Below are 21,353 nucleotides of genomic sequence, written 5' to 3'. Positions count from 1 at the left end.
GTTCATGAACCGAAAAGCAATTTCATTAACATCCTAAAGAAACAGTAGAAAGAACTTTCACTTTTATCCAAATGCCAAGCATTCATAAGCTCTTAAATTTAAAACAGGTATCCAGAGAATAAAGCTCAAGATGCGCTAAACAAGTTCAGCATACGCTAGATGATTACATATTAAAACCATTGAAAAAGGCCACTTAAGCATAAATTTTGTCCACTTCATAAAATTCTTTCTGCTTATCAAGGATCTATTCTTCTAGTTTTAATTCCTGAACCGATTAATACGATCTAAAAGATGAAAACATTAACTCTAATTTTGGTTACCCTTATTATTCAGCTATCCTTTTCACAGTCTAAGACCATTTTTGAAACAGCTTGCAACGGTAACGTAACTACCTTGGATTCTTTACTACAAAGCACAGATATTAATACGATAAGTAAAAATCAATCTAACTTGCTCCATTTTGCAACCTATTGTGCTAACGAAGTCGTTTTCGACTACCTCATAGAAAAAAACATTGATATTAATCATACCAACAAATTTGGTGACACCCCATTAATGTATGCCGTACTTAGGCGCAATGTAAAAATGACCAAAGCCCTAATTGCAAAAGATGCTAAGGTCAATACCGTAAATAGAGATAATCTTACGCCCTTATACAACGCTGTGCAGTCTGATAACATAGAATTAGTAGACCTTCTTTTAAATGCCAATGCCGATGTTAATTTGGGTACTTCCCTACTCCATAAAGCTGTACTCAATAACAGTTTAGAGGTTTTGAAAAAGCTCATTGACAAAACCACCATTATTGAAATTAAAAACGACTACGGCAATACACCACTGGCACTAGCTATTAGAGAAAACAATCCAGAAATAGCGGAATTTCTGATCACCAAAGGGGCAGACCTGAAAAATGTACCTAAATACGGATTAAAAGGTGCCTATTTAGGCCAAAAGCTACCCGATAGCATTCCATTGGTCTTTGCCAAAAGTTTTATCTCCACAGAGAATTTTGTACATAGCCCAACATTTTCTTCGGATGGAAATGAACTCTATTATACAGTTGAATCTTGGCGCTATCACGGAGGAACTATATTTGAAACCAAACAAATTAATGGGATTTGGTCACAGCCTAAACCAACAGCTATTGATGGAGATTTTAGAGAAATTGATCCCTATCTATCAAAGGACAATAACACCTTGTATTATTGTACAAACAGACCTATTAAAGAAGGGGATTCTACACGCCATAATAGTGATTTGTGGATGCTTAAACGTACTAGAGATTCTTGGAGCGAGCCCCTGTACTTAGGCCAAAAAGTGAATAGTCAAGATCAGGATGATTGGTTCCCTACACTTTCTAATAGTGGTCTTCTTTATTTTTCTACCGGACCAAGCCGCTCAAGCAATATTGTCTATTCTAATTTTAAAGATGGGGTTTTTTCAGAGCCTATAGATTTAGGGCCTTTGGTCAACTCGGAGCGTAGAGATTACGATCCTGTTATTGCTCCCGATGAAAGTTATATTATCTTTTCATCCAATAGAGAAAATGGTTTTGGTTCTGTGGATTTGTATATCAGTTTTAAGGATAGCAATGGCAACTGGAAAAAGGCCATAAATATGGGCAGACTGATCAATACAGACACCATAGAATTTGCACCGCGCTTATCGCCAGATGGTAAATTTTTATTCTTTAACAGAGGGGCGAGCATTTATTGGGTTTCTACAAATTGCATAGATAAATTAAAGGATAACCACTAATTTTTTTAAATTACTCACAAATAGTAATGGTGTGAGACATAAGACTGGTTATATATGGCATATTGTAATTGCTGCAATACTCATTACTATCCTTGCCAATATAGGATTGTTTAATCACTTCCATAAACTGCATACCACCAAAGACCCAACGCCAGAAAATTTAGAACAGTATTACTTTACCATTAGAATAGGTTTCGTTGGTGTTGCCAGCGAACTTTTGATGCTCGTAGTTTTTTCATTTTTTAATTATTCTTGGAAGGAACGTTTTTTTAATAAAAATAATATCGCGCTAATCATAGTAAGCAACTTAATCTTACTTGTGGTTTTTATTGCAGCAGACATGTTTATTTTTAAACATGTTGTAAAAACGCATCCTAACTTGGTTTTCAATTGGTTTTATTTGAAAGACTATCTCATCAATCACGCCTTAGTACTTTGCATCGCAATCGTGGCGCCTTATATGTTGTTACGAATGGAAAAGGCCAGGGAAATGGAGATGAATGTAATACAACTTAAAGAAGAAAAATCTACGGCTGAATTGGCTGTATTAAAAGAACAGATAAGTCCACATTTTTTCTTTAATACCTTAAGCACCTTAAGTTCTATTGTTAGGAAAGATACTAAAGAAGCAAGTCTAGAATTTATTGATGATATATCAAGTACCTATCGCTATTCATTATCGTCTTCGAAAACGGATTTAGTAACCATTAAAGAAGAATTAGATTTTATTGAGTCCTATTCGGATTTGTTACAAAAACGACTAGGGAACAAGTTAATAATTACATTACATGTATCGGAAACAACTTATAAGGACAAAATACCACCAATGTCTATTCAATTATTAATAGAAAATGCACTTCAACACAACGTCATTACTTCTGAACGTCCTTTAAATATTAAAGTGTATAATAGCGATAGTCATATTTATGTTGAAAATAACTTAAATGAAAAAGAAGACGTTGAAAGCTTTGGCATCGGTTTAATGAACTTAAATAATCGCTATAAACTTCTAGCAAATAAAGAAATTTATATTGAGAAAAAACAAGATGTATTTTTAGTTAAACTTCCGCTTTTAAAATGAATGTTGTTATCATAGAAGACGAGAGCAGCGTAGCGCATAACTTATCTGATTTACTATTTGAAGTAAATCCCGAAATTAAGATATTAACGGTATTAGAAACTGTAAAAGGGAGTATTAGATGGTTCAAGGAGAATAGCCCTCCAGATATAGCTTTTTTTGATATTAAAATAGCTGATGGTAGTTCTTTTGAAATCTTGGAAAAAACAACACTTAATTTTCCTATTATTTTTACCACTGCATTTGATGAATATGCCCTTAAGGCTTTTAAATATAATAGTATTGATTATTTATTAAAACCTATAAAAAAATCAGATTTAGAAAAAGCCATACTAAAATATAAGAATCTTTACACGCGTGATAAGGTTATTATAAACAACAATTTAAGGTTAATTGAGACCATAAAAGAGATTAAAAAGTCCGCAAAGACAGGTGCCTATAAGAGCTCAATTTTAGTGAATTACAGACATCAACTCATCCCATTAGCTGTAGATGATATTGCTTATTTCTATTTAGAAAACCAATTGGTTTATTGTAAAACAACCAGCAACAAAACATACAAGGTATCTAAGCGTTTAGACCAACTAGAAAATCAATTAAATCCTAACGATTTTTTTAGGGCAAATAGACAATTCATCATTTCTAAGCAATCGGTAAAATTTGCCAATTCCCTTGATAAAAGAAAACTAAAGCTTGTCTTAGTCCCAGAAAATAGTTCTGAAGTTATTATAAGCAAGCTCAAAGTTCCTCTATTTAAAAAATGGATTAAATGTTAATGAACGAATTCCATATAATGCGACTACTCTCCTATTAATGTTTTAGTTTTATTTTAACTAGCCCAAATTAGCAATGAGCTGTGATATTAGGATATCTTCTAGTTTTGGTCTTTCACCGTCTAAATAGGTTTCCATTTCAAAACTGTGATTATTTTTTAAGACGATGAGTTCAAGGTAACCATGCGTTTTAAAATTAAGTCTCGGTTTTAAAATTTTTGAAGCCGTAATAAACAATTCAGGACCTATAAATCTTGAATTATCACTATTTTCACCAATTAACTCGAAATTGAAATTCGAAACTTTTTTAGTGAGTTTGCTACCATATTTTGCCAATTCTGCTAATCCTTTTTCTGGATCTTTTTTAAGCAGCTTTTTAACACTGGGCATTTCCGTTGCAAATTCGATTAAGTCTCGTATAATTTCACTTTCATTAGCGACGATAATTTTCATATACCTCTGGAATTTGGAATTTCTTTCAATACCATCTGCAATCTCAGAAACGATAGCTTGACGGTTTTTAAACTTATCTGCCAAGTTGCTCATCTCTTCATCTGGATCTAATCTTAGCTTATCTTCCAACCTCATAATATTACCATTGAGCTTAGCCGCAAAATCCGATGTTTTCTTAACGATGTGATTAAAGTTATACCGCCGTTTGCGCACCGTTGGCATGGACATGTACAACAACATGGCTAATAAATTTTCTCGAGGGATATTATGTTTCCTATGGTTTAATAGATTATTGTTTTCAAATACAAATATTCTTGCTAATTCTCGCATACGCAGCTGAACAGCTTCCGACAAATCAAGGTAAATAGAATGCTTTCTGTTTGTTGGTGCATCTAACCAAGCATTCCCGATTTCTGAAGGAATCTTGAGTACCATGTTAATTAAGGTCTTACCAAACACTCGCCTACCGTTTCCTAAACGATGCTCGGTAAAATCATCTAACTGCTCTAACCATTGACTTGTGGTTAACTGCCTAGTATCTTTAAAAGGCTGTGCCAAATTAGTAGCAATGAATGGCTCTACAATCTCTTCTAAATCAAGGGTCTTCAGTCTTTTGTTTTGAACTCTGAAATTAAAGGATAGCTTTAACGATTCTTCTTCTATACCAAAGGCTGGATTTTTCTTATTGCCTAGGAAACTTCCGGTAAGTGCAAGTTGAATTAATCGGTTATTACGACGTCTGGTATCTGTTGAATTCAGTTCGTACATAATTAATCGTCCATCACTTTCATCGATAAACGTGCCTTTGGCAATAGACTGGTTGATACGTGTGAAATTACGCTTAGCACCAAGGATAACTAAAGACAGTGTCTTTTGCTTTTTAATCTTATGCGTTAACACACCATTTTCTAAAAAGATCCCTTTAACTTCGGAGTTTGTTAAAAGTTCGCTGTAATCACCATCAAGAACATCATCTAAGATTTTCCCGAGCTTGGGGTTCTCTGTAAAGTTGAATTTGGCATTAATAAGTGCTGTTGACTCCTGTTCTTTCTGATACGCAAAAGCAAATGATAGTTGATATTCACGTTCTAATGCTTCCTTAACTTTCTCAAAGACTTTGGCCCCATTGAGTCTAAAGTTTGTAATGAAAGTATTGATCTTTTCCAATTCATCTACGATATGATTGTCTGTTAGTCTTTCTAATTTTTCCTTGAGCCAATCACCAAGTTCACTTAAATCACCAGACGCTGCTTTTCGTATGCGATCGAGCGATAATTCTTCAGAAATGTTTTTATGCAGCTTCTTGATAAAAGCTTCTAAATCTAATAGTTCAGCGATTTTCTCAGCTTTCTCTTGTAATTGCTTCACAAGTTTTTGGTCGGCAACAATTTCAAACAAGTCATCAAAAGGTATAATATCACTTAATACTTCACCAAATGGTGTATTTAAAAATCCTATTTTCTGTAGTTTTTCATTTAGGAACTTTGTTACATCAGTATTGGCTAGTTCTTTAAACTCGTTTTGAATTTCTACAAGATCAACTGAGGTGTACTGTTCAATAACATTAAATAAAGCACTACCACCATCTTCACCTACAGCATCCCATTTTTCAAATAGGTCTTCTAAGATGGTTTTAGCCTTGTTAAAAGTATTGGTTTCAGTGATTTTCTGTAATAAATCATCAGTAATACCATGTAATTTTTGATCTAAATTATTTGGATCTAACCAGCTTCGAATATCTTGAAGTGCCTGTAAATGATGGACACCTATAGTGGCTTTTAAAAGATCGTCTATAGAAAAGTCATCTGGTAGATCGCCTTGTACAGAGGCATCAATACCAGCCGCAAAATTCCAACCGTTCAACCTTCTTTTATCCAACTTTAAATGGATCACTCTATTTCTGTTAGGTCTGCTTACTGTTAGGTTATAATGACCTGCTAGATTAAAGCCTACACCAAAGAAACCACCTAGTTTTGTTTTTAACCCTATGGTTCCTGATAAATTAGGGTTTTGCGATTCGTACAACCAATCGAAATCAAAGCCTACTTTTGCCTTAAAATTAGTTTCGAGGTGTCCCTCTCTATCCATCACTAAAAACGTCCCTGGCGCAAGATCTCTAGCAGAATTAACCTGTTTTGGAGACCGCAATTGACCAATAATATGCAACAGTGATTTTTTTACACCTAAACTTTTCTTCAGGGTCACGATCACTGAAGCACGTTTAGATTTGCCCCCATCCGAGCTAGCCGATAACTGCACAGAACCGAGTGGCCAATCGCCTTTTACATTACCATTGATGGTGTAGCCATAGGAGAACACACCATAACATTCGTTAGCATCAAGTTCTGGTAATTCGATATCTAAATCATCACTTTTTAAATCATCTATTGTTTCTTTAGTTGTGTCATAAATGGCTAATCGTAGGTTTCCTTCTACCCCAGCGGATATATTTACATTAGGTACATCTTTAAACTTAAGGTCATCTCCTGTTTTGGCCGTAACATCACCATCAGCAAGAATGATTGGTAAATCTACATCTGAAAGAGGCTTATTCTTTACAATAGCCTCAAGGTCTTTTTTCTCTATATCTGAAGATATTTTTACGCCAAGGTTTAACTGATCTTCAAATAAATCCTTGTTTTTCTGAAACAACAATTCCATATGCTTTATTTTGTTTTGTTCTTATTTCGCTTTAATTCAATTTACGGTTTTTATCCATAAGTATTCTCCATAGAACACATTGCAAATCCCAGTACTAACCCCCTGGAATAACGTGATTTTTTAATGATTATAGTCATAAAAAACAATGAATACGAGAACTCCATACTATATTCACAGCAACGCTTCGGCCCGTATATGAAATACCTACAGTGACTAAATTATCAATATAAATAGAATCAAAAATACCTGATGAGCGGTAAATTTAATTGCATTGAGGTGCTATTAATTCAAAATTAAGGGTGGGAATTATCACTCATCATAAAGTGACTATATAAAAATACTAAAAATTGCACGAGAAATTAAACGTACAAGTTAAATAATCGTAAAAAACAACTATTTTCATTTGCACGACCACATGTTAGTCAATAGGTATTGACGTATTCAATATGTCTATTTTGATAATCGCTTTTAAGCTATAAATTGGACAGTATTTAAATACTTTAAATCTGGGTTAATGCCTTTACATGAGCATAAATCGATACTCCATTAACAACAGTTTCTTCTTTAGACGACATCATTTTAATGCCTTTGACGTCATTGACATGACCTTCTGGTGATATGGCAAAAATCTTGTAAGTATTACCATTGCTACCCATGACTCTTATCGTCACTACATTGCCGATACGGGTCATACCTTTAATAATAAACTGTTCGCCTTCATCCGTTATGGCTTTGACATCTAGTGCGGTCCCATCCTTTTTTATGGCTTTTAGTGCGTGGGATTTGTCATCAGGGCTTACAACGAGTTTTACAGGTAAGATCTCGTCTCTATATAAGCATTTGACATCGAGAACACTTGTGTCTCCATAACTTTGTAAGGCCTTAACGGCGTGCAAAGTTCCATCGTCATCAACGGCTTTTATTTTTATGAGTTTGGCTTCTGGCATATAGGCTTTGACATCCCAAAGGACATCTAATGGTAATTCAGTTTCAGGTTTGTGGGTTTCACTTTTATCAATGTCTAATTCCTGTGCATGTCCGTAGGCCAAACCAAATACTAAGATAAGTGCTAATGATAAGATAATTGAAGGGTTTAGAAGTGTGTTGAAGCGTTTCATAAGATATGATTTTAATACCTCAAGATATCAATAAGTACTAAGGATAACTATGACAAAAATCACCTTCTTAGTTCACATCATAAGCACCTATAACCCTGCCAGCTAAAGGTTGTACAGGTCTAAAATTGTGATGTAAAATCCCTGAAAATTGGTCCATTTGAGTTTGAGACATCTCTAAAGCATTCTTCATCACAACCCATTCCACAATTTCTGAACATGGAGGCGTTGTTAGTGATCCTTTATAATGATAATAACTCAAGTTAGCAGGCAGTAAACCCGATGCATTGTAGCTCAAATCAAAATCCAAATACGTCTCGTTGATTTCTTCTGGTAAGTTATCTATAAACTGTGCTAAAAAGGTACTCTCAGCACCAATTTCAAAGAAAATACCTAAGACCATTAGATGTCCAGAATCATTTTTGTGCACCAAATGTACTTCCAGAGGCTTATGACTACCTTCAATAGTATGCTCACTATTAGCGTGAAAGTGAAACTGTTGCAGGCTGTAGTCGCTCCCCTGAAAGTTTACAGTACCCGTTCCATTATAGTTAAATTGTAGGGTGTGTCCATTATTTATGATTTCCGTAATTGAATTCGCATAGAGCGTCGACAAAGATTGTAATGTTGGATCGTTGACTACCCCAGAGATGTCAATTGGAGATTGTCTGGTAGTACTGCCACACTCATTAATAGTACCATCATCGGTACAATAATTAAACCAGCTTGCTGGCCCCTCATCTGTTGTATCGTCATAGTTAAAATCGTCAAAACATTCTACATCTGATGTATTGTCATCATTACAAGAGGTTATAACTATAGAAAGTGACAATAGCAAGACCATAAGGTTTTTGGTTGATAAGATGTCGATTTTAGTCTTCATGCCTTGAAATATTATGATTAATTTACTTTAAAATAATTGAGCGAATTATGCCTATCAAACCCACTCACTAGAAGGCTAATATCGTGGCTTTTTTGTTTTCAAAAAATACGTGCTAATACTGATAATATAAGAGCTGATACGTAGATAAAGCTTAAAATCATAGACTTGGGTATAGCCGAAGTGTTCAATGTAAACTTGAATCAGGAAGTTCATAGTACAATTTATATAATTCGCATAATCGCCCATATAATTCCTATCTTTAGGCCTCGATATACGAATTCTTAAATCCAAGCTATGCATCGCAGACTATTCCACACTTCGACTATCCTTTTTATACTTTTTATTTCCACCCTGCTCTATTCTTGCAAACAAAAGGAGAAAACCGAAGAGGTTGAGACCGTAGATACCACCACTGCGATCTTAAAAAAGGCTCTAACCTTCTATGCTTCCTTTGATACTTCTGTAGATGCAGATTTCGCCCTAGGTGATGGCCGCATGTATACGGTACCTAACAGGCAAGCACGAGATTCGGCCAAGGTAGGCTTACACAAACCGGATATTCAAAGAGCAGATGGTAAAGGGAAATATGATGCTGGGCTGGTATTTACCAAGCGTAGCCCAGGTTATATTTACTATTCTAGTGAAAAGAACATCGTCTATAATACAGAGAATTGGAGCGCTTCCATTTCGTTTTGGTTGCGTCTCGATCCTGCGACGGACTTGGAACCGGGCTACTGCGACCCCATACAAATCACCGATGTAGGTTATAACGATGCCGGTATTTGGGTGGATTTTACCAAAGAAAATCCACGTGATTTTAGATTGGGTGTCATCGGTGATCGGGACGTTTGGAACCCTAACCCTGAAGGTCCTGACAACGAGAATCCCATTTTTAATGCGCGCCTAACCGGAGTGAAAAACCCGCCTTTCTCCAGAGACAGTTGGACCCATGTTTTGATTAACCTATCAGGGCTTAATACCGAAAATGGAGAGGCCTCGCTATACTTAAATGGAGAACACCAAGGGACGCGTAGCCATATAGATACGCCTTTTACCTGGGATTATCCCCTATCTAATATTTACCTAGGCCTTGGTTATATAGGCCTTATGGATGAGTTGTCTATTTTCAATAGAGCATTGACGGAGACAGAGATTAAAGCGCTCAATAGTCTTGATAAAGGTGTGCAGACGCTTTTAGAATAATATGGAATGAAAAAGAGCAAAATCATTCGAAATAATTTTGCTCTTTTAAGTAGTTAAACAAAAGGGTTACGAAGCGTCAGATTCTAATGACTGACATTCATGTAATGCCGTTGTTGTCATTAAAATGGCATTTTGTCCATTGGCGCTGTTTAAATCGTTTATGACATTCTGTAAGTTACTTTGTAAAAACCCTACAGCATTCTTAATATTGGAAACCTGAGTGATGCCTTTTGTAAAGGTATTAATCAGCGTATCTATATTGCCTACTAACTGCTTAATGGTATTTATTTGTACTTCTAACTGACTCACTTGGGCATTAAAGTTATTAGCCTTTTTAGTCCATGATGCGATCATCCCTATCGCAATTCCTAGACCAACAAGTCCAAATGGTCCCAGTGCCAAAAAATAGTACTTTCGTTTGGTATAATAGTCGGCCTGTTTTTTGGCATCATCTGCCTGGCTCTTAAGTCCGACCATTTTGTTTTTTAATGCATTTTCATTGCTACTCAATTGTGATGACAAATTCAGAATTTGAGACTTTGTCGCCATAATTTGATTCACAGAATTGGAGATCCCATTGTCCAAAGTCTTCGCATCAGAATCGACTTTATTGACTATGGTCAACGCACCAGCGTTATCACCTGATTTTAGTTTGGTCAACGCTGTATTAAGTTCGTCAACAGCGGGTTTGGCAAATCCCAAAGTCTGCGATTGTATGGATTTTAGTTTTTCAATATCTGATTGTATCAGATTCTCGGCAGACTTTTGAATAGTTACACAAGCTGGAGGCAAATGTATAATGGCTACCAATTGCTTGATGAGATTGCCCAAATTGCTTATTAATTGGGACAATAAATTTGATGTATTTGATTCCATAATGTTTTAGTTTAAATGTTGTTTAATAAATTCTCTAATCGTTTCGCGCTGCGGTAATGTTTTTGTTTTTACACCTGCCATTTGTTGTTTAATAACCTGTATCTCGCCCTGAAGAATTTTAATATCTGTATTGGCTTCGGTTAAAAACATCTTTCTTACATCGTCACTACTTAAAATGCCATCTTGCAAATCGTTAATAAGACTATCTAAATCATCACTTATAATTTGCCAGGCGGCTTCCATGGCGTTGGCAGCAACAACAGCGCTTGCTATTTGTTTACTAAGCTGTGTGTAAGCACCACTCATTCCAGCTACAAGTTTGACTTCGTCTTTTAACGAGGACTCTTCTTGCAATAATTCGGCTTTCTTTTTATAGGCATTGGCTAAAACAACGATACTTCCAGCTCCTGCTCCTACTCCAGCAACTACAGCAACCACTCCTCCAATGACAAGCTCTGGATTGGTTCCGGCAGTAACAAAATCAGCCACGGCACCCACAACAATCATAACAACACCTCCGAGTATGGCTAGGCCTTCAAAACCAGTGGAGGTAATAGCACCAGCAATTTCATGATCTAAGCTCGATAGCTCTGATGTGATACGCTCTAATTCACCATTATCACCATTGACCAAATCATTCAGTTTGCTCACCACCAACTTAAAATTGGCTGCATCGCTACTCACATTTTTACTAAAGTTTTCCATTTTGCTTTTGATTATGATAGCATCTCTTCTATTCCTTTCCGAAACTTGCTTTACAGCAGTCAGTGACTGTATCCATTGTTCATCTGTAGAACCAGGAGGAAGCGAGACTGCAACGCCATCATAAATAGAAAAGTAGTTATCTAAATTCGCTACAGCAGCAATTATTGTGGGCTGTATTGTAGTCAAATAAGTATTGGCGTGCGTTTTTCCTTTATCCAAACTGTCGTTGATCGTTGTCTGAATATCTTTTAGCTTAGCATCCATAGAGAAATCTACAGGTGGTTGCATCTGAACACTATTGCAATACCCTTGAATAAGTAAACCTTCGGATATCTGTTGTTTTAAACCGGTCTGAAGCTTTTTTAAGGATTTACTTTTAATAAGCGGTTTATTAATTAAATCATTCATAATAATAAGTTTTAGATGAATTAAGCAGCTGCTCGCTCGGCCTGTTGTACAATGAATTTCCCTATATCGCCATTGGCATTTTTCACACTTACACCAGCCATTTGTGCCTTAATCGTATTGATATCAGTCATAATAGTTGGAACCGTGTTATTAGCTGCAGCTAACCACAGTGTTCTTAAATCATCGGCGTTGGTAATACCATTTTGAAGATTATGAGCCATATTGTCTAAGTCGCTACCTAGACTTCCCCATGCATTTTTCATTTGCGATGCTGCAGTCATTGCGTTTTGAGCTTCTCCCTTAAGTTGGTTATAGGCACTACTCACACCGAGCGCTAGATTGACTTCGGCTGTCAATGTTGATCTCCTTTGAAGCATATCCGCTTTTTCCTTGTATAGATTTTTGAGTGTTACGGCTGAAGCAACTTCGCCACCTATACCAATGGCCAATACAGCTATTCCGCCGACAATCAATGGCGTAGTGGTACCAGCAGTAACAAAATCTGCAATGGCTCCAACTGCAATCATAAACACACCACCAACAATGGCAAGACCACTAAGCGCAGTACCAGCAATGGCCCCTGCAATCTGTTTATCTACTGTGCTTAAATCAGAGTTAATTTGATCTAAAACACCGTTGTCACCATTCACTGCAGCATTTAAATTGCTAACCGTAGATGAGAAAGACGCGGCATCATCTCCTAACTGAGAGTTTAATGTAGATAAATCGTTTACTACACTATGGCTAAGTGTTGCATAATTTGTGGTTTCTGTCTTTAAGGCTCTTAAGGCATTTAGCCATGCATCGACTGAACTGCCTGGAGGAAGCGCCACTGGAACTGCATTAAACGTTGAATAATAATTACTAATGTTGCTGATATTAGTAACAATCTTGGGCTGAATAATGTTGAGGTAATTGTTGGCATGTCCTTTAGCGGTTGTTAGCCCAGCATTAATGTCTTTCTGAAACTTTTCGAGATTGTCAAAACCTGCGAAATTAACGGGTTGCTGAATAAGGACGCTGTTGCAGTACGCTTGTAGTACCATTCCCTGTGACACCTGACCTTTTGCAGGGTTTAACGTCGGATCTTTTTTCATCATAATTTAAAAATTTTAAAAGTTTTGCTCCAAAATTGGAATGTACCATTGCAGAGTTCTTTAGAGGGATTTCGTAAAGGACAAATCACCTAAAAGTGCATAGTGTCTGTTCTCACGATGAAACAAACTTGTTAAAACCAGACGTTAAAATGAAAATAGATGCGTGGATGGACGGATAACTTATGCGAATAGCCCTTAAATTTGATTAAAGGTATTTGGGTTGTGCATTGAATGTGATGAGACTTGCTTTAAATGGTCTTAAAGTGTTTGAAGACATCTCCTTTATGCGCCTTGCTCACAGGAATCTTTTCGTTGTGAATGAATAGTAAATTACCTTCAAAACCAACTACGGAATTAATATTGACAACATAACTACGATGAACCCTCATAAAACGTTGGGTAGGTAGTTGCTCTTCAATTTTATTAAGGCCTACAGAATAAATAAAGCGGTCCGTTTTGGTATAGACACTGCAATAATTACTATCGGCTTTTAGAAAAAGAATTTCTCGTAAAGGCACCCGTTCAAAATGTTGGTTTTTCTTTAGAAAAAGACTGTCATTAATACTGAGGACTTGGTTATCGTAGGGCTCAAAATCTTTGTTCTGGTGAATATCATCCTGTGAATCTTTATTCGAAAAATTCTTCAGAGCTAGCTCTACAGCGATACAGACTTGACGTGCGTTAAAGGGTTTTAATAAATAGGCATGTGGCTTAACACTCTTAGCACGCTCAAAAATATACTGATCGGCATGTGAGGTGAGAAACATAAATGGAATTTGGTGTTTGTCATTGATGAACCGCGCAAGTTCAATACCATCAAATTCTCCTTTAAGTATAATATCTATGAGGACCATATCAATGTCATCGTGACGTTCTAAAATGCCCAAAGCCTTTTTTGCTGTATCGGCAATACCAATGACTTCGTAGTTGTTATCTTGAAGCTTATTGGCAATATCATTAGCCAGAAGGATTTCATCTTCTACGACGAGTAATTTTACTTTATTGTCTGTATTCATCATGGATGCTTTCACATTTAAATATGGCCAAGTTTAATTTTCCAATGCGTGCCATTTGTTTTTAATCGTTCGATATGACCATCTAACTGACCGATCAAGGAATGAATTAATTTTAGACCAAAAGAATTCTTTTTGTCCCCTTCTTTTTCGGTAAACCCAATACCATTATCGCTAATGTCCAATTCTAATTGATGCTGCGCTACTTCTTTTACTGTTATTTCTAAGCTAGGTGCTTTAATATCGGCATAGGCGTACTTTAAGGAATTTACGACGATCTCATTGATGATTAAGGCCAATGGAATGGCTTTATCTATTGAAATGCTAGAATTATCAATGCTTAGTTTGGGCTTAAATGGAACATTATAGCCATAAAATAGACCAAGTACCAACTCTTCGATATATTCCTTAAGAGCAATTTTGGTTTCTGCTCCTTCTTGATACAGTTTTCGATGCACCAATGATAGAGCCTCTACTCTATGCTTTCCAGCCAACAACGCCTCTTGAGCTGGATGACCACTCAATTCATGGCTTTGTAAACTCAAAAGGCTCGATATCATCTGTAAATTATTTTTTACACGATGATTCAGTTCTTTTAATAAGAGGGCTTTTTCCTGCTCGCGCTTTTCTATGATTATATTCTGATTGGCAATACGCTCGTTAACCTTCTTTATCGCTCTATTGCCCCTAAAAAGCATAAGCGCCAAAACACTTATAAAGAGCACTCCAATGCCTAATAAAATCATTTGGTTTCTCTGGTTGGTTGTTACGGTATTGAGCAGACTAATTTCGGATTCCCGCTTGCCGATTTCGTAATTGGCTTTAAGCTGTTCTATTTGTTGTATAGAAGCCTTATTTACCAAGCTATCTTGATAGATACGGTTAATCTCTAAATAGTCTAAAGCCTTGTCGTATTGTTGTCGCTCTTTATAGAAGTCTGTGAGCGTTCTGCTGAAATCGCGTATCTGCTCCTTAAGTCCAGCCTCATTGGCCATATGGTAAGCACTTAGCAGCTTAGCCTCTGCAAGATTCCATTGGGATGTTTTCCAATAAATTCGCCCCAATTCAGTCAAATATACAGACGTAGAATAGGCATCACCAAGAGGTTCTAAAATAGCAATGGCTTCTACAAGATGCCACTCTGCAACGTCGAAACTTTCCTGAGCACGAAGGACCATTCCCAAATTGCCAAGCGAATAGCCCTGTACAATATTGTTGTTCTTGGTTTTATTTTTTTCCAGGGTTTCTTTAAAGTAGATTGCTGCGCTATCTAATTGGCCCTCCAAACGATAGGCTTCACCTAAATTGAGTTGAGTTAAAATAAGATTGCCGCGTTTATCTGAAATGGTATAAATATGTTCAGCATTTTTTAGATAGGTAATGGCTGAATTGTAGTCTTTATCTGTTAAAGAATTATTTGCTAATTGCCCATAAATTGCAGCTTTAAGTTCAGTCAATCCTAAAGAGTCGTATATCCGAAGAGCTCTTAAAGATGCATCTAAAGATTTAGAATTATTACCTAATCTGTACTCAACATGGCTTATTTCTTGTAAAGCATCAGCCTGCAAATTAGCATCATTTATTTCTCTGGCAATAGCCAATGCTTGTTCTGCAAAGAACAAAGATGAGTCTATATTAGAATGATTGTAAGATAGAGCACTTAAGGCTTTGGATTTTTCACTCTTCGAAATATTATCTTGCTCTAAACGTTTTTTGAGTTTTTCAATTTTGGAATCGTTCTGTGAAAAAGAATAATTAATTATGAGCAAACAAAAAAAACATAAGAATATTTTGCTTTTTACATTATTAGCAGTTAAAAATTTAAACTCCATCAGATGGGTGGATTTGTCCCCTGATTAGAGCTAATTTTAACCAAAGGATCTAGAATTAGATAAAATCGCCTTGGTTTTTCATTATTGAACTTCAATTTTAGTGCAATTAATATACTGTAGGACACATTGGCTTCATGTACCGAATTTCTTGTAGAAATCACACACTTTTCGTTCTTGTTGGGAGCAATATATAAGGTGCCATCTGGTGCACTGTAGACATGCTTTTTTTTGTATTTAAAAAGTCGTCTCCAAAAGTTGTGGAGTAAATTATTCTCATTGATAAATGCCTTATCTACATTAATAACTTTGCAACATACCAATCTATAATCCATAATGTTTGATAAATCATCATCAGAATTGGTCTTAAGACTAATAGAAATTTTGGTCTTTCTATCAATTAGGGAAAAGGCATTCTTACCTACAGATACAAAGTTATCTATCTCAATAGGGTTGTAGGGTGTGCCTAACTGCAAATAACAATGCTCTAAAGCATCTTTGAGTTCTTCTAAGAGAATGCTAAACTTAATGGGTGCGATTATGGGGCCATCTTGCTTGAGTTTAATTTTAATGTGCATAATAATTGGTTAATAGCTTTTATAAATAAGACTTTTGTGCTTATCAATTTTAGGAATGACTGCTTTAAAAACAGTACTATTATTAGCTATTAATTATAGGGAATGACTAAATATACTAAATTTAGTTTATAATGGTTCAATCAGCCTTTTGTAATTCACTCAACAATACATCCCATGCATTCACCATAGTCAGTAATGCATGATGGTATTTTAATACTTCTCTTCAACATTAAGTCAGAGTTTATTAAGTTCAATGGGACCATTTTCGGTGGACAGAAAAAGTAAAGCCCCACCTCCATTGATTTTTGCCGTATTAATAATGGGTTGTTTTGAATACTTCTTAACGTTAAGATTGATGATTTCCTTGTCAGCATCAAGATTAAAATCGGATACGATGTAACCATTCTTTCGGGATATAAGCCTTATATCACGTTCTGCATTGTATGGTAAGGTTATTTTTAGGCCGCCATTCATCGTGACCAAGGAAATCGGATAATTTTTATCGATATGAGAAAAGCTGGCATCGATTTCCCCATTAGCAGCATTAACAAGAGCATATTTGCCGATCTGCTCTAGTTTTATCGACCCATTTAAGCTATTGATTTCGACACCGTTTTTAAGGCCAGAGGCAAAGATATTGCCACCTCTTAATAGTTCGATTTCCAGAAATAGCGTCTTGGGTAAATTGAGGTTTAAATCTATAGATTCAAAGCCTTGTGGTACCCTAGCTTGTATAAACAATTTCTTTTTAACGACCTCAAACGTTAAGTATTGGGTTAGATCTTCAATAGTCTTCGGCTTCTTAGATGTATCGGTATATCTTGCCGTAATATTAAACTCTTCTTTCGAGTTTGTTCCATTAATCTTAATGTCTCCCCAATGGGATTTAATAAAAACACCTTCAATATCTTTATATTCAGAAAGGTTTTTTTGGCTGTAGCTTTTTATACAGCAGATAAATAAAATGGCTAATGCAATACATTTAATGGTTCTCATAATGATTCGTTTTTTGATTTTGTTATTGATTTGATAGGATATGATTTACTTTTTGCCTTACCATATGGTCCAAGTCACTTCTTTGGGAAAACTTGAACAAATCAGTTTTAAAATTGATATGGTTAGAAGACTCAAGTGAGTTTAAAAGGGCCATTTGTACTGATGGGATGGACTCATATTGTAAATTTTTGTAAAATTCATTATCTAGTTTAGATTGGTAATTGACTAAAAGGTCTACAATAGTCACTTTTATATTTGGACTAATGTCCTTACTCAATTCAGATTTAAGCCATTCAATGTCTTTACTGCCCAATTGTTGATCGTTTAAATCATAAATGAAGCTCAATTTTTCAGGATTAGAATTTAGAAGTCCATAATCATGCTCAAAGCCCCTATTATTAGAAAAAACCAAAAATAAAACGACAATGCTTGCTGCTGCGATAGTAAATGGCAGCCAGTGTTTTAAGGATAAAATGGATTTTATCAATCTATTTTTATGGTCAATAAAAGTATATAGTCTAGCATCTGTTCGTACATTAACAGACTCTAAGGGCCATGCTTTTAAATCCTTGATGATCTGTTTAAGTTGCTCAGCTTCCTTCTGAGAATGCTCATCTTTTATTTCTACAGAAGCTCCATCAACATAATCCATGATATTTTTATCGATGTCATCGTTTTTCATAATTCTGAATCTTTCAATAGTTCCTTTAATTTTTTAAGTGCTCTACATACTTTTATCCGAACACTATTTATAGAAATACTTTCTATGATAGCTATGTCTTCATAACTCATCTCTAATAAATAATACATATTTACGATCTGTCTTTGCTTAGGTTTTAACCGTAACAGTGCCTTTTCCAATTGCTTGTTTCTATAGGCTACATCAGTGGGCTCATCCGCTTTGACCACTTTTAAGTTTGAAATTCGCTCATCTATTGGCATAAATTTCGTTGACTTTTTATAGCTATCCTTAAGCAGGTTTGTAGCAATTTGAAATAGCCAAGGACGAACTTTTCTTTGTGTTTTATAGCTGCCACGATACTTGTAAACTCTTTCGAAAGTCTCCATTAATAAATCATTACTAATTTCATAATTACCCGTACTTCTTAAAAAATAATTGAATAAGCGTTCCTTATAACGCTCATATAAAGTACCAAGGCTATCGACATCACCATTTTTTAACCTATCGAGTAATATTTCGTCTTTGACTTCGATCATATATTCTATATACTGAGTAGTGTCACTTTCATTTCGTCATTTGAGTATTAATTAATTATTGAATTTTTACTTCAATAGTCAATTCATTGTGTAAAATATAGTCATAGATATTAACGAAACACAAATTATCCGCAATACGCTCTGACTATAGTCTTCATAGCGCCCTTGTTCGATCAAAGCCAAACGAGAATTGTTACGAGCCGCTAAGATACAGATAGAATCACCTAAGACTTCAAAGTAAGAAAGACGCTCTAGAAAGCGGTATAGTATATTATTATAAGTCACCCGTAGTACCCGCTATGTCTGCCTTAGAAGTTGTTCCAGACTGTCACGTCACATATCGTATGCAGCCATGTTAAAGGGCAAAAACACCAAAATATAAAACAGATACCTAGTCATAATTAGATCCTGTTTAGAGAAGTTGTCGCATGGCGTCGATTCTATTACTCAATATAGGACATAAAAGGTATTTATAATCTGTTTTACGCCCAAAGTCACCTCGCTAAATTTTTAAAAATCAAATCGGTAGTTCACCTTAAGTGCTACACCCCAGTTGGTACGTGCTAATTGTTCATTCAAGTTATCGGTTACCACCAAGAAGATATAAGAGAGTGGTTTGTATTCCCATTGTAGACGACTATTGACATTTAAATTATCATTCTGTGTACTGTATTGCACATAAGTCGTCCAGTTGAGTCGATTGGTAAAAAACACCTCACCTGTAAACTGGGCCAAATGAAAAGTTTGTTGCCCTAATTCATTCAAGTCGATCATGTCTAGTTGATAACGCATCAACAGATTGGCGTAAGGCAATAAACGGTAGTTTGCGGTAAGACTCATGGTTGTATTTAAACCACTGTAAAATTGACCATATTGAACAAATCCACGATATACGAAACGCCGATTACGAGCCGAATTATAACCTACACGTGCTCTGAAAAAATTATAAGCATCGGGTAACAGAGAATTCCCGTTACCCAAGGGATCGAAAGCATATTTTAAATTGATATAATCATAATAAAGGTTGACATATACGGCTGAAAGCTGCTTAAAAAATAAGGCTGTATTATAGAATGATGTGGATTGCTGTAATTGCCCTTTCTCATCCCAGTAATTATTATTGGAAACATTCAAATAACGATAGGAGTTTATACTTTCTGATGCTTCTGGGAATTTGGTGAGTACGCCATAAACGCTACTCTCGGTATAACCCTCTCGAATGATAAGGCCTTGATCGGCATCAAAGTTTAATAAACGTGGGGTAAAACCGACATCAGCAATATAGTTGCGTTGCACGTGCCGCAAGGATGTCCCCCATTCGGCGCCACGTACATTGTAAAATAGTCCAGCATTAACAAAGCTGTCCTTTCCTGAACTATCAGAAGTAAAACTTTTGGCCACATTGGTAATACCTATCCATTTTCGGTTTTGGGATTTGTAGTTGATATTAATGCCTGTTACGCGATTATAGTTATTGATGAGCTCAAAACCATCAGTGGCTTGGCGATTGACAAAAAAGCCCGTGGCTGCAAACCGATTGCTCAATTGTTGCTCACCTACGAGCACGGTATAGTTTTGCGAAGATAGGTTGTCCTCAGCTTCGGTTTGCGCATTGAGTATGCCTAATCGTGTTTTTTGCGAGATATTACCAGATAGTTTTAAGCCAAATTGCATAGCAGTCTCTTGTCCAATACGCCGGGAATAGAAGGGATTAACAGCATCTGGACCAAGATTGGAAAACAAATCGGCATTTTCGAGAAAGAAGTTGCGCTGCTCAGGAAAGAAGACTGAAAATCGCGTCAAGTTGGTGACTTGCTGATCAACATCGATTTGTGAGAAATCAGGATTGATCGTAGCGTCTAATTTTAAGGACGAATTAAGGTTATATTGAAGATCGAGACTGGGAATGACACTGGTTTCTTGATCATCCGAAATGAGATCATTATTGTTGTTTAAGGTGATTGAGGGTACCACTGCAAAACGCGCAGCAGTAGTTTTGGGCAAATGGTCAATGGCAAAAGATTGAAAAAACCGAAGGTCAAACAAACGATAGTTACGACTGAGATCGGTAAGGATGGTCCAGGAGTTGTTTTTAATATCACGCACATAAGTCTGTATGGCAATGGCGTTATTGTTTTGATTAAAACTTAGATTTTTTAATGGAATAGCCATCTCAAATTGCTTCTTCGTCCCATTAACATGGGTAGCCGCCTTCCATACAGTGTTCCAATTAGAACTTAAACTGAATCCTTCGTTGATACGCTCTACTAGACCATCCACTTGTGCACCACCCATATTTACAGCAAAATAATAGGCACTTTGCTGCTGTAATTGAGTGTCCATAATAAATACAAAGGTTTCGCTTTCCGCTACCGTGTTACCGATGTCGTCGCGCTTTAAGGAGCTTAATTGCACCTTAGGTGTCGAGTCGTTGTAAACAGCTGAAATGAATATAAATTCCCCATTGTGAAAAAGCCTCAATACCGTCTGATTGGTGGCCAGACCAACATCATTGGGGAGGTAATTGTGAAAGTTCGTATAAGTGGGTAAATCGTCCCAAACGGCTTCATTAAGCTTACCATCGACCTTAATATTTTGATCAACGAATGCAATTTGAAGCGATTCTTGAGACCAGACAGTTATTGTCAAAAAACACCAAATCAAAAACTGTTGTAATCGTAATGTCATTGTCATAGGTTTTAAAAATTT

At 36.0% G+C, this 21,353-nt stretch carries 17 protein-coding genes; 4 read left to right on the top strand and 13 right to left on the bottom strand.

Annotated elements, in window-relative coordinates:
• Nucleotides 1-291: 291 nt before the first annotated feature.
• The 3 genes from ACO052_RS14300 to ACO052_RS14290 are packed head-to-tail and all read left to right on the top strand — an operon-like array spanning nucleotide 292 to nucleotide 3,612.
• Nucleotides 292-1,758, top strand: coding sequence for an ankyrin repeat domain-containing protein (locus tag ACO052_RS14300; RefSeq protein WP_422104462.1), 1,467 nt, complete (start codon nucleotides 292-294; stop codon nucleotides 1,756-1,758).
• A gap of 31 nt (nucleotides 1,759-1,789) precedes the next feature.
• Nucleotides 1,790-2,839: a sensor histidine kinase gene (locus ACO052_RS14295; protein WP_422104461.1), complete on the top strand. Its 1,050-nt coding sequence runs from the start codon at nucleotides 1,790-1,792 to the stop codon at nucleotides 2,837-2,839.
• Complete coding sequence (locus ACO052_RS14290; RefSeq protein WP_422104460.1) at nucleotides 2,836-3,612, top strand: LytR/AlgR family response regulator transcription factor; 777 nt, start codon at nucleotides 2,836-2,838, stop codon at nucleotides 3,610-3,612. The genes ACO052_RS14295 and ACO052_RS14290 overlap by 4 nt, the downstream gene beginning before the upstream one ends.
• 57 nt (nucleotides 3,613-3,669) lie before the next feature.
• Here the strand turns inward: ACO052_RS14290 and ACO052_RS14285 are convergent, their stop codons facing one another.
• The 3 genes from ACO052_RS14285 to ACO052_RS14275 all read right to left on the bottom strand — a co-directional run bounded on the left by ACO052_RS14285 (nucleotide 3,670) and on the right by ACO052_RS14275 (nucleotide 8,721).
• A complete protein-coding gene (locus tag ACO052_RS14285; RefSeq protein WP_422104459.1) occupies nucleotides 3,670-6,723 on the bottom strand; it encodes a hypothetical protein in 3,054 nt (1,017 codons plus the stop codon).
• A gap of 500 nt (nucleotides 6,724-7,223) precedes the next feature.
• A complete protein-coding gene (locus ACO052_RS14280; RefSeq protein WP_422104458.1) occupies nucleotides 7,224-7,841 on the bottom strand; it encodes a DUF7486 family protein in 618 nt (205 codons plus the stop codon).
• Nucleotides 7,842-7,908: 67 nt separating this feature from the next.
• On the bottom strand, nucleotides 7,909-8,721 hold the full coding sequence (locus ACO052_RS14275; RefSeq protein WP_422104457.1) for a carbonic anhydrase: 813 nt from the start codon (nucleotides 8,719-8,721) through the stop codon (nucleotides 7,909-7,911).
• 294 nt (nucleotides 8,722-9,015) lie between these two features.
• Between ACO052_RS14275 and ACO052_RS14270 the strand changes: the two genes are divergently transcribed.
• Nucleotides 9,016-9,924, top strand: a complete 909-nt coding sequence (locus ACO052_RS14270) for a LamG-like jellyroll fold domain-containing protein (RefSeq protein WP_422104456.1) — start codon at nucleotides 9,016-9,018, stop codon at nucleotides 9,922-9,924.
• A 66-nt stretch (nucleotides 9,925-9,990) separates the two neighbouring features.
• On the opposite strand, the gene ACO052_RS14265 is transcribed toward ACO052_RS14270, so the two are convergent.
• The 10 genes from ACO052_RS14265 to ACO052_RS14220 form a co-directional block, all read right to left on the bottom strand.
• Nucleotides 9,991-10,800: a hypothetical protein gene (locus ACO052_RS14265; RefSeq protein WP_422104455.1), complete on the bottom strand. Its 810-nt coding sequence runs from the start codon at nucleotides 10,798-10,800 to the stop codon at nucleotides 9,991-9,993.
• A 6-nt stretch (nucleotides 10,801-10,806) separates the two neighbouring features.
• Nucleotides 10,807-11,913 carry an HBL/NHE enterotoxin family protein gene (locus tag ACO052_RS14260; RefSeq protein ID WP_422104454.1) on the bottom strand — a complete coding sequence of 369 codons (1,107 nt, stop codon included), beginning with the start codon at nucleotides 11,911-11,913 and terminating at the stop codon, nucleotides 10,807-10,809.
• A 20-nt stretch (nucleotides 11,914-11,933) separates the two neighbouring features.
• Nucleotides 11,934-13,013, bottom strand: a complete 1,080-nt coding sequence (locus ACO052_RS14255) for an HBL/NHE enterotoxin family protein (RefSeq protein WP_422104453.1) — start codon at nucleotides 13,011-13,013, stop codon at nucleotides 11,934-11,936.
• Between the two features lie 245 nt (nucleotides 13,014-13,258).
• Nucleotides 13,259-14,029: a LytR/AlgR family response regulator transcription factor gene (locus ACO052_RS14250; protein ID WP_422104452.1), complete on the bottom strand. Its 771-nt coding sequence runs from the start codon at nucleotides 14,027-14,029 to the stop codon at nucleotides 13,259-13,261.
• Between the two features lie 14 nt (nucleotides 14,030-14,043).
• Complete coding sequence (locus ACO052_RS14245) at nucleotides 14,044-15,792, bottom strand: tetratricopeptide repeat-containing sensor histidine kinase (RefSeq protein ID WP_422104451.1); 1,749 nt, start codon at nucleotides 15,790-15,792, stop codon at nucleotides 14,044-14,046.
• A 62-nt stretch (nucleotides 15,793-15,854) separates the two neighbouring features.
• A complete protein-coding gene (locus ACO052_RS14240) occupies nucleotides 15,855-16,430 on the bottom strand; it encodes a hypothetical protein (RefSeq protein ID WP_422104450.1) in 576 nt (191 codons plus the stop codon).
• Nucleotides 16,431-16,664: 234 nt separating this feature from the next.
• Nucleotides 16,665-17,426: a hypothetical protein gene (locus tag ACO052_RS14235; RefSeq protein ID WP_422104449.1), complete on the bottom strand. Its 762-nt coding sequence runs from the start codon at nucleotides 17,424-17,426 to the stop codon at nucleotides 16,665-16,667.
• A gap of 22 nt (nucleotides 17,427-17,448) precedes the next feature.
• The gene (locus ACO052_RS14230; protein WP_422104448.1) at nucleotides 17,449-18,108 is read right to left on the bottom strand and encodes a hypothetical protein; all 660 of its coding nucleotides are present in this window, start codon (nucleotides 18,106-18,108) and stop codon (nucleotides 17,449-17,451) included.
• Entirely contained in the window at nucleotides 18,105-18,644 is a 540-nt protein-coding gene (locus ACO052_RS14225; RefSeq protein WP_422104447.1) for an RNA polymerase sigma factor, read from the bottom strand. Before ACO052_RS14225 ends, ACO052_RS14230 begins: the two co-directional genes overlap by 4 nt.
• A gap of 510 nt (nucleotides 18,645-19,154) precedes the next feature.
• Complete coding sequence (locus ACO052_RS14220; protein ID WP_422104446.1) at nucleotides 19,155-21,332, bottom strand: DUF5916 domain-containing protein; 2,178 nt, start codon at nucleotides 21,330-21,332, stop codon at nucleotides 19,155-19,157.
• Between the last annotated feature and the right edge of the window lie 21 nt (nucleotides 21,333-21,353).

It is taken from the genome of Winogradskyella sp., from assembly GCF_965228925.1.
Classification (GTDB): Bacteria; Bacteroidota; Bacteroidia; order Flavobacteriales; family Flavobacteriaceae; genus Winogradskyella.
This window is presented reverse-complemented; position numbering and strand designations above follow the sequence as displayed.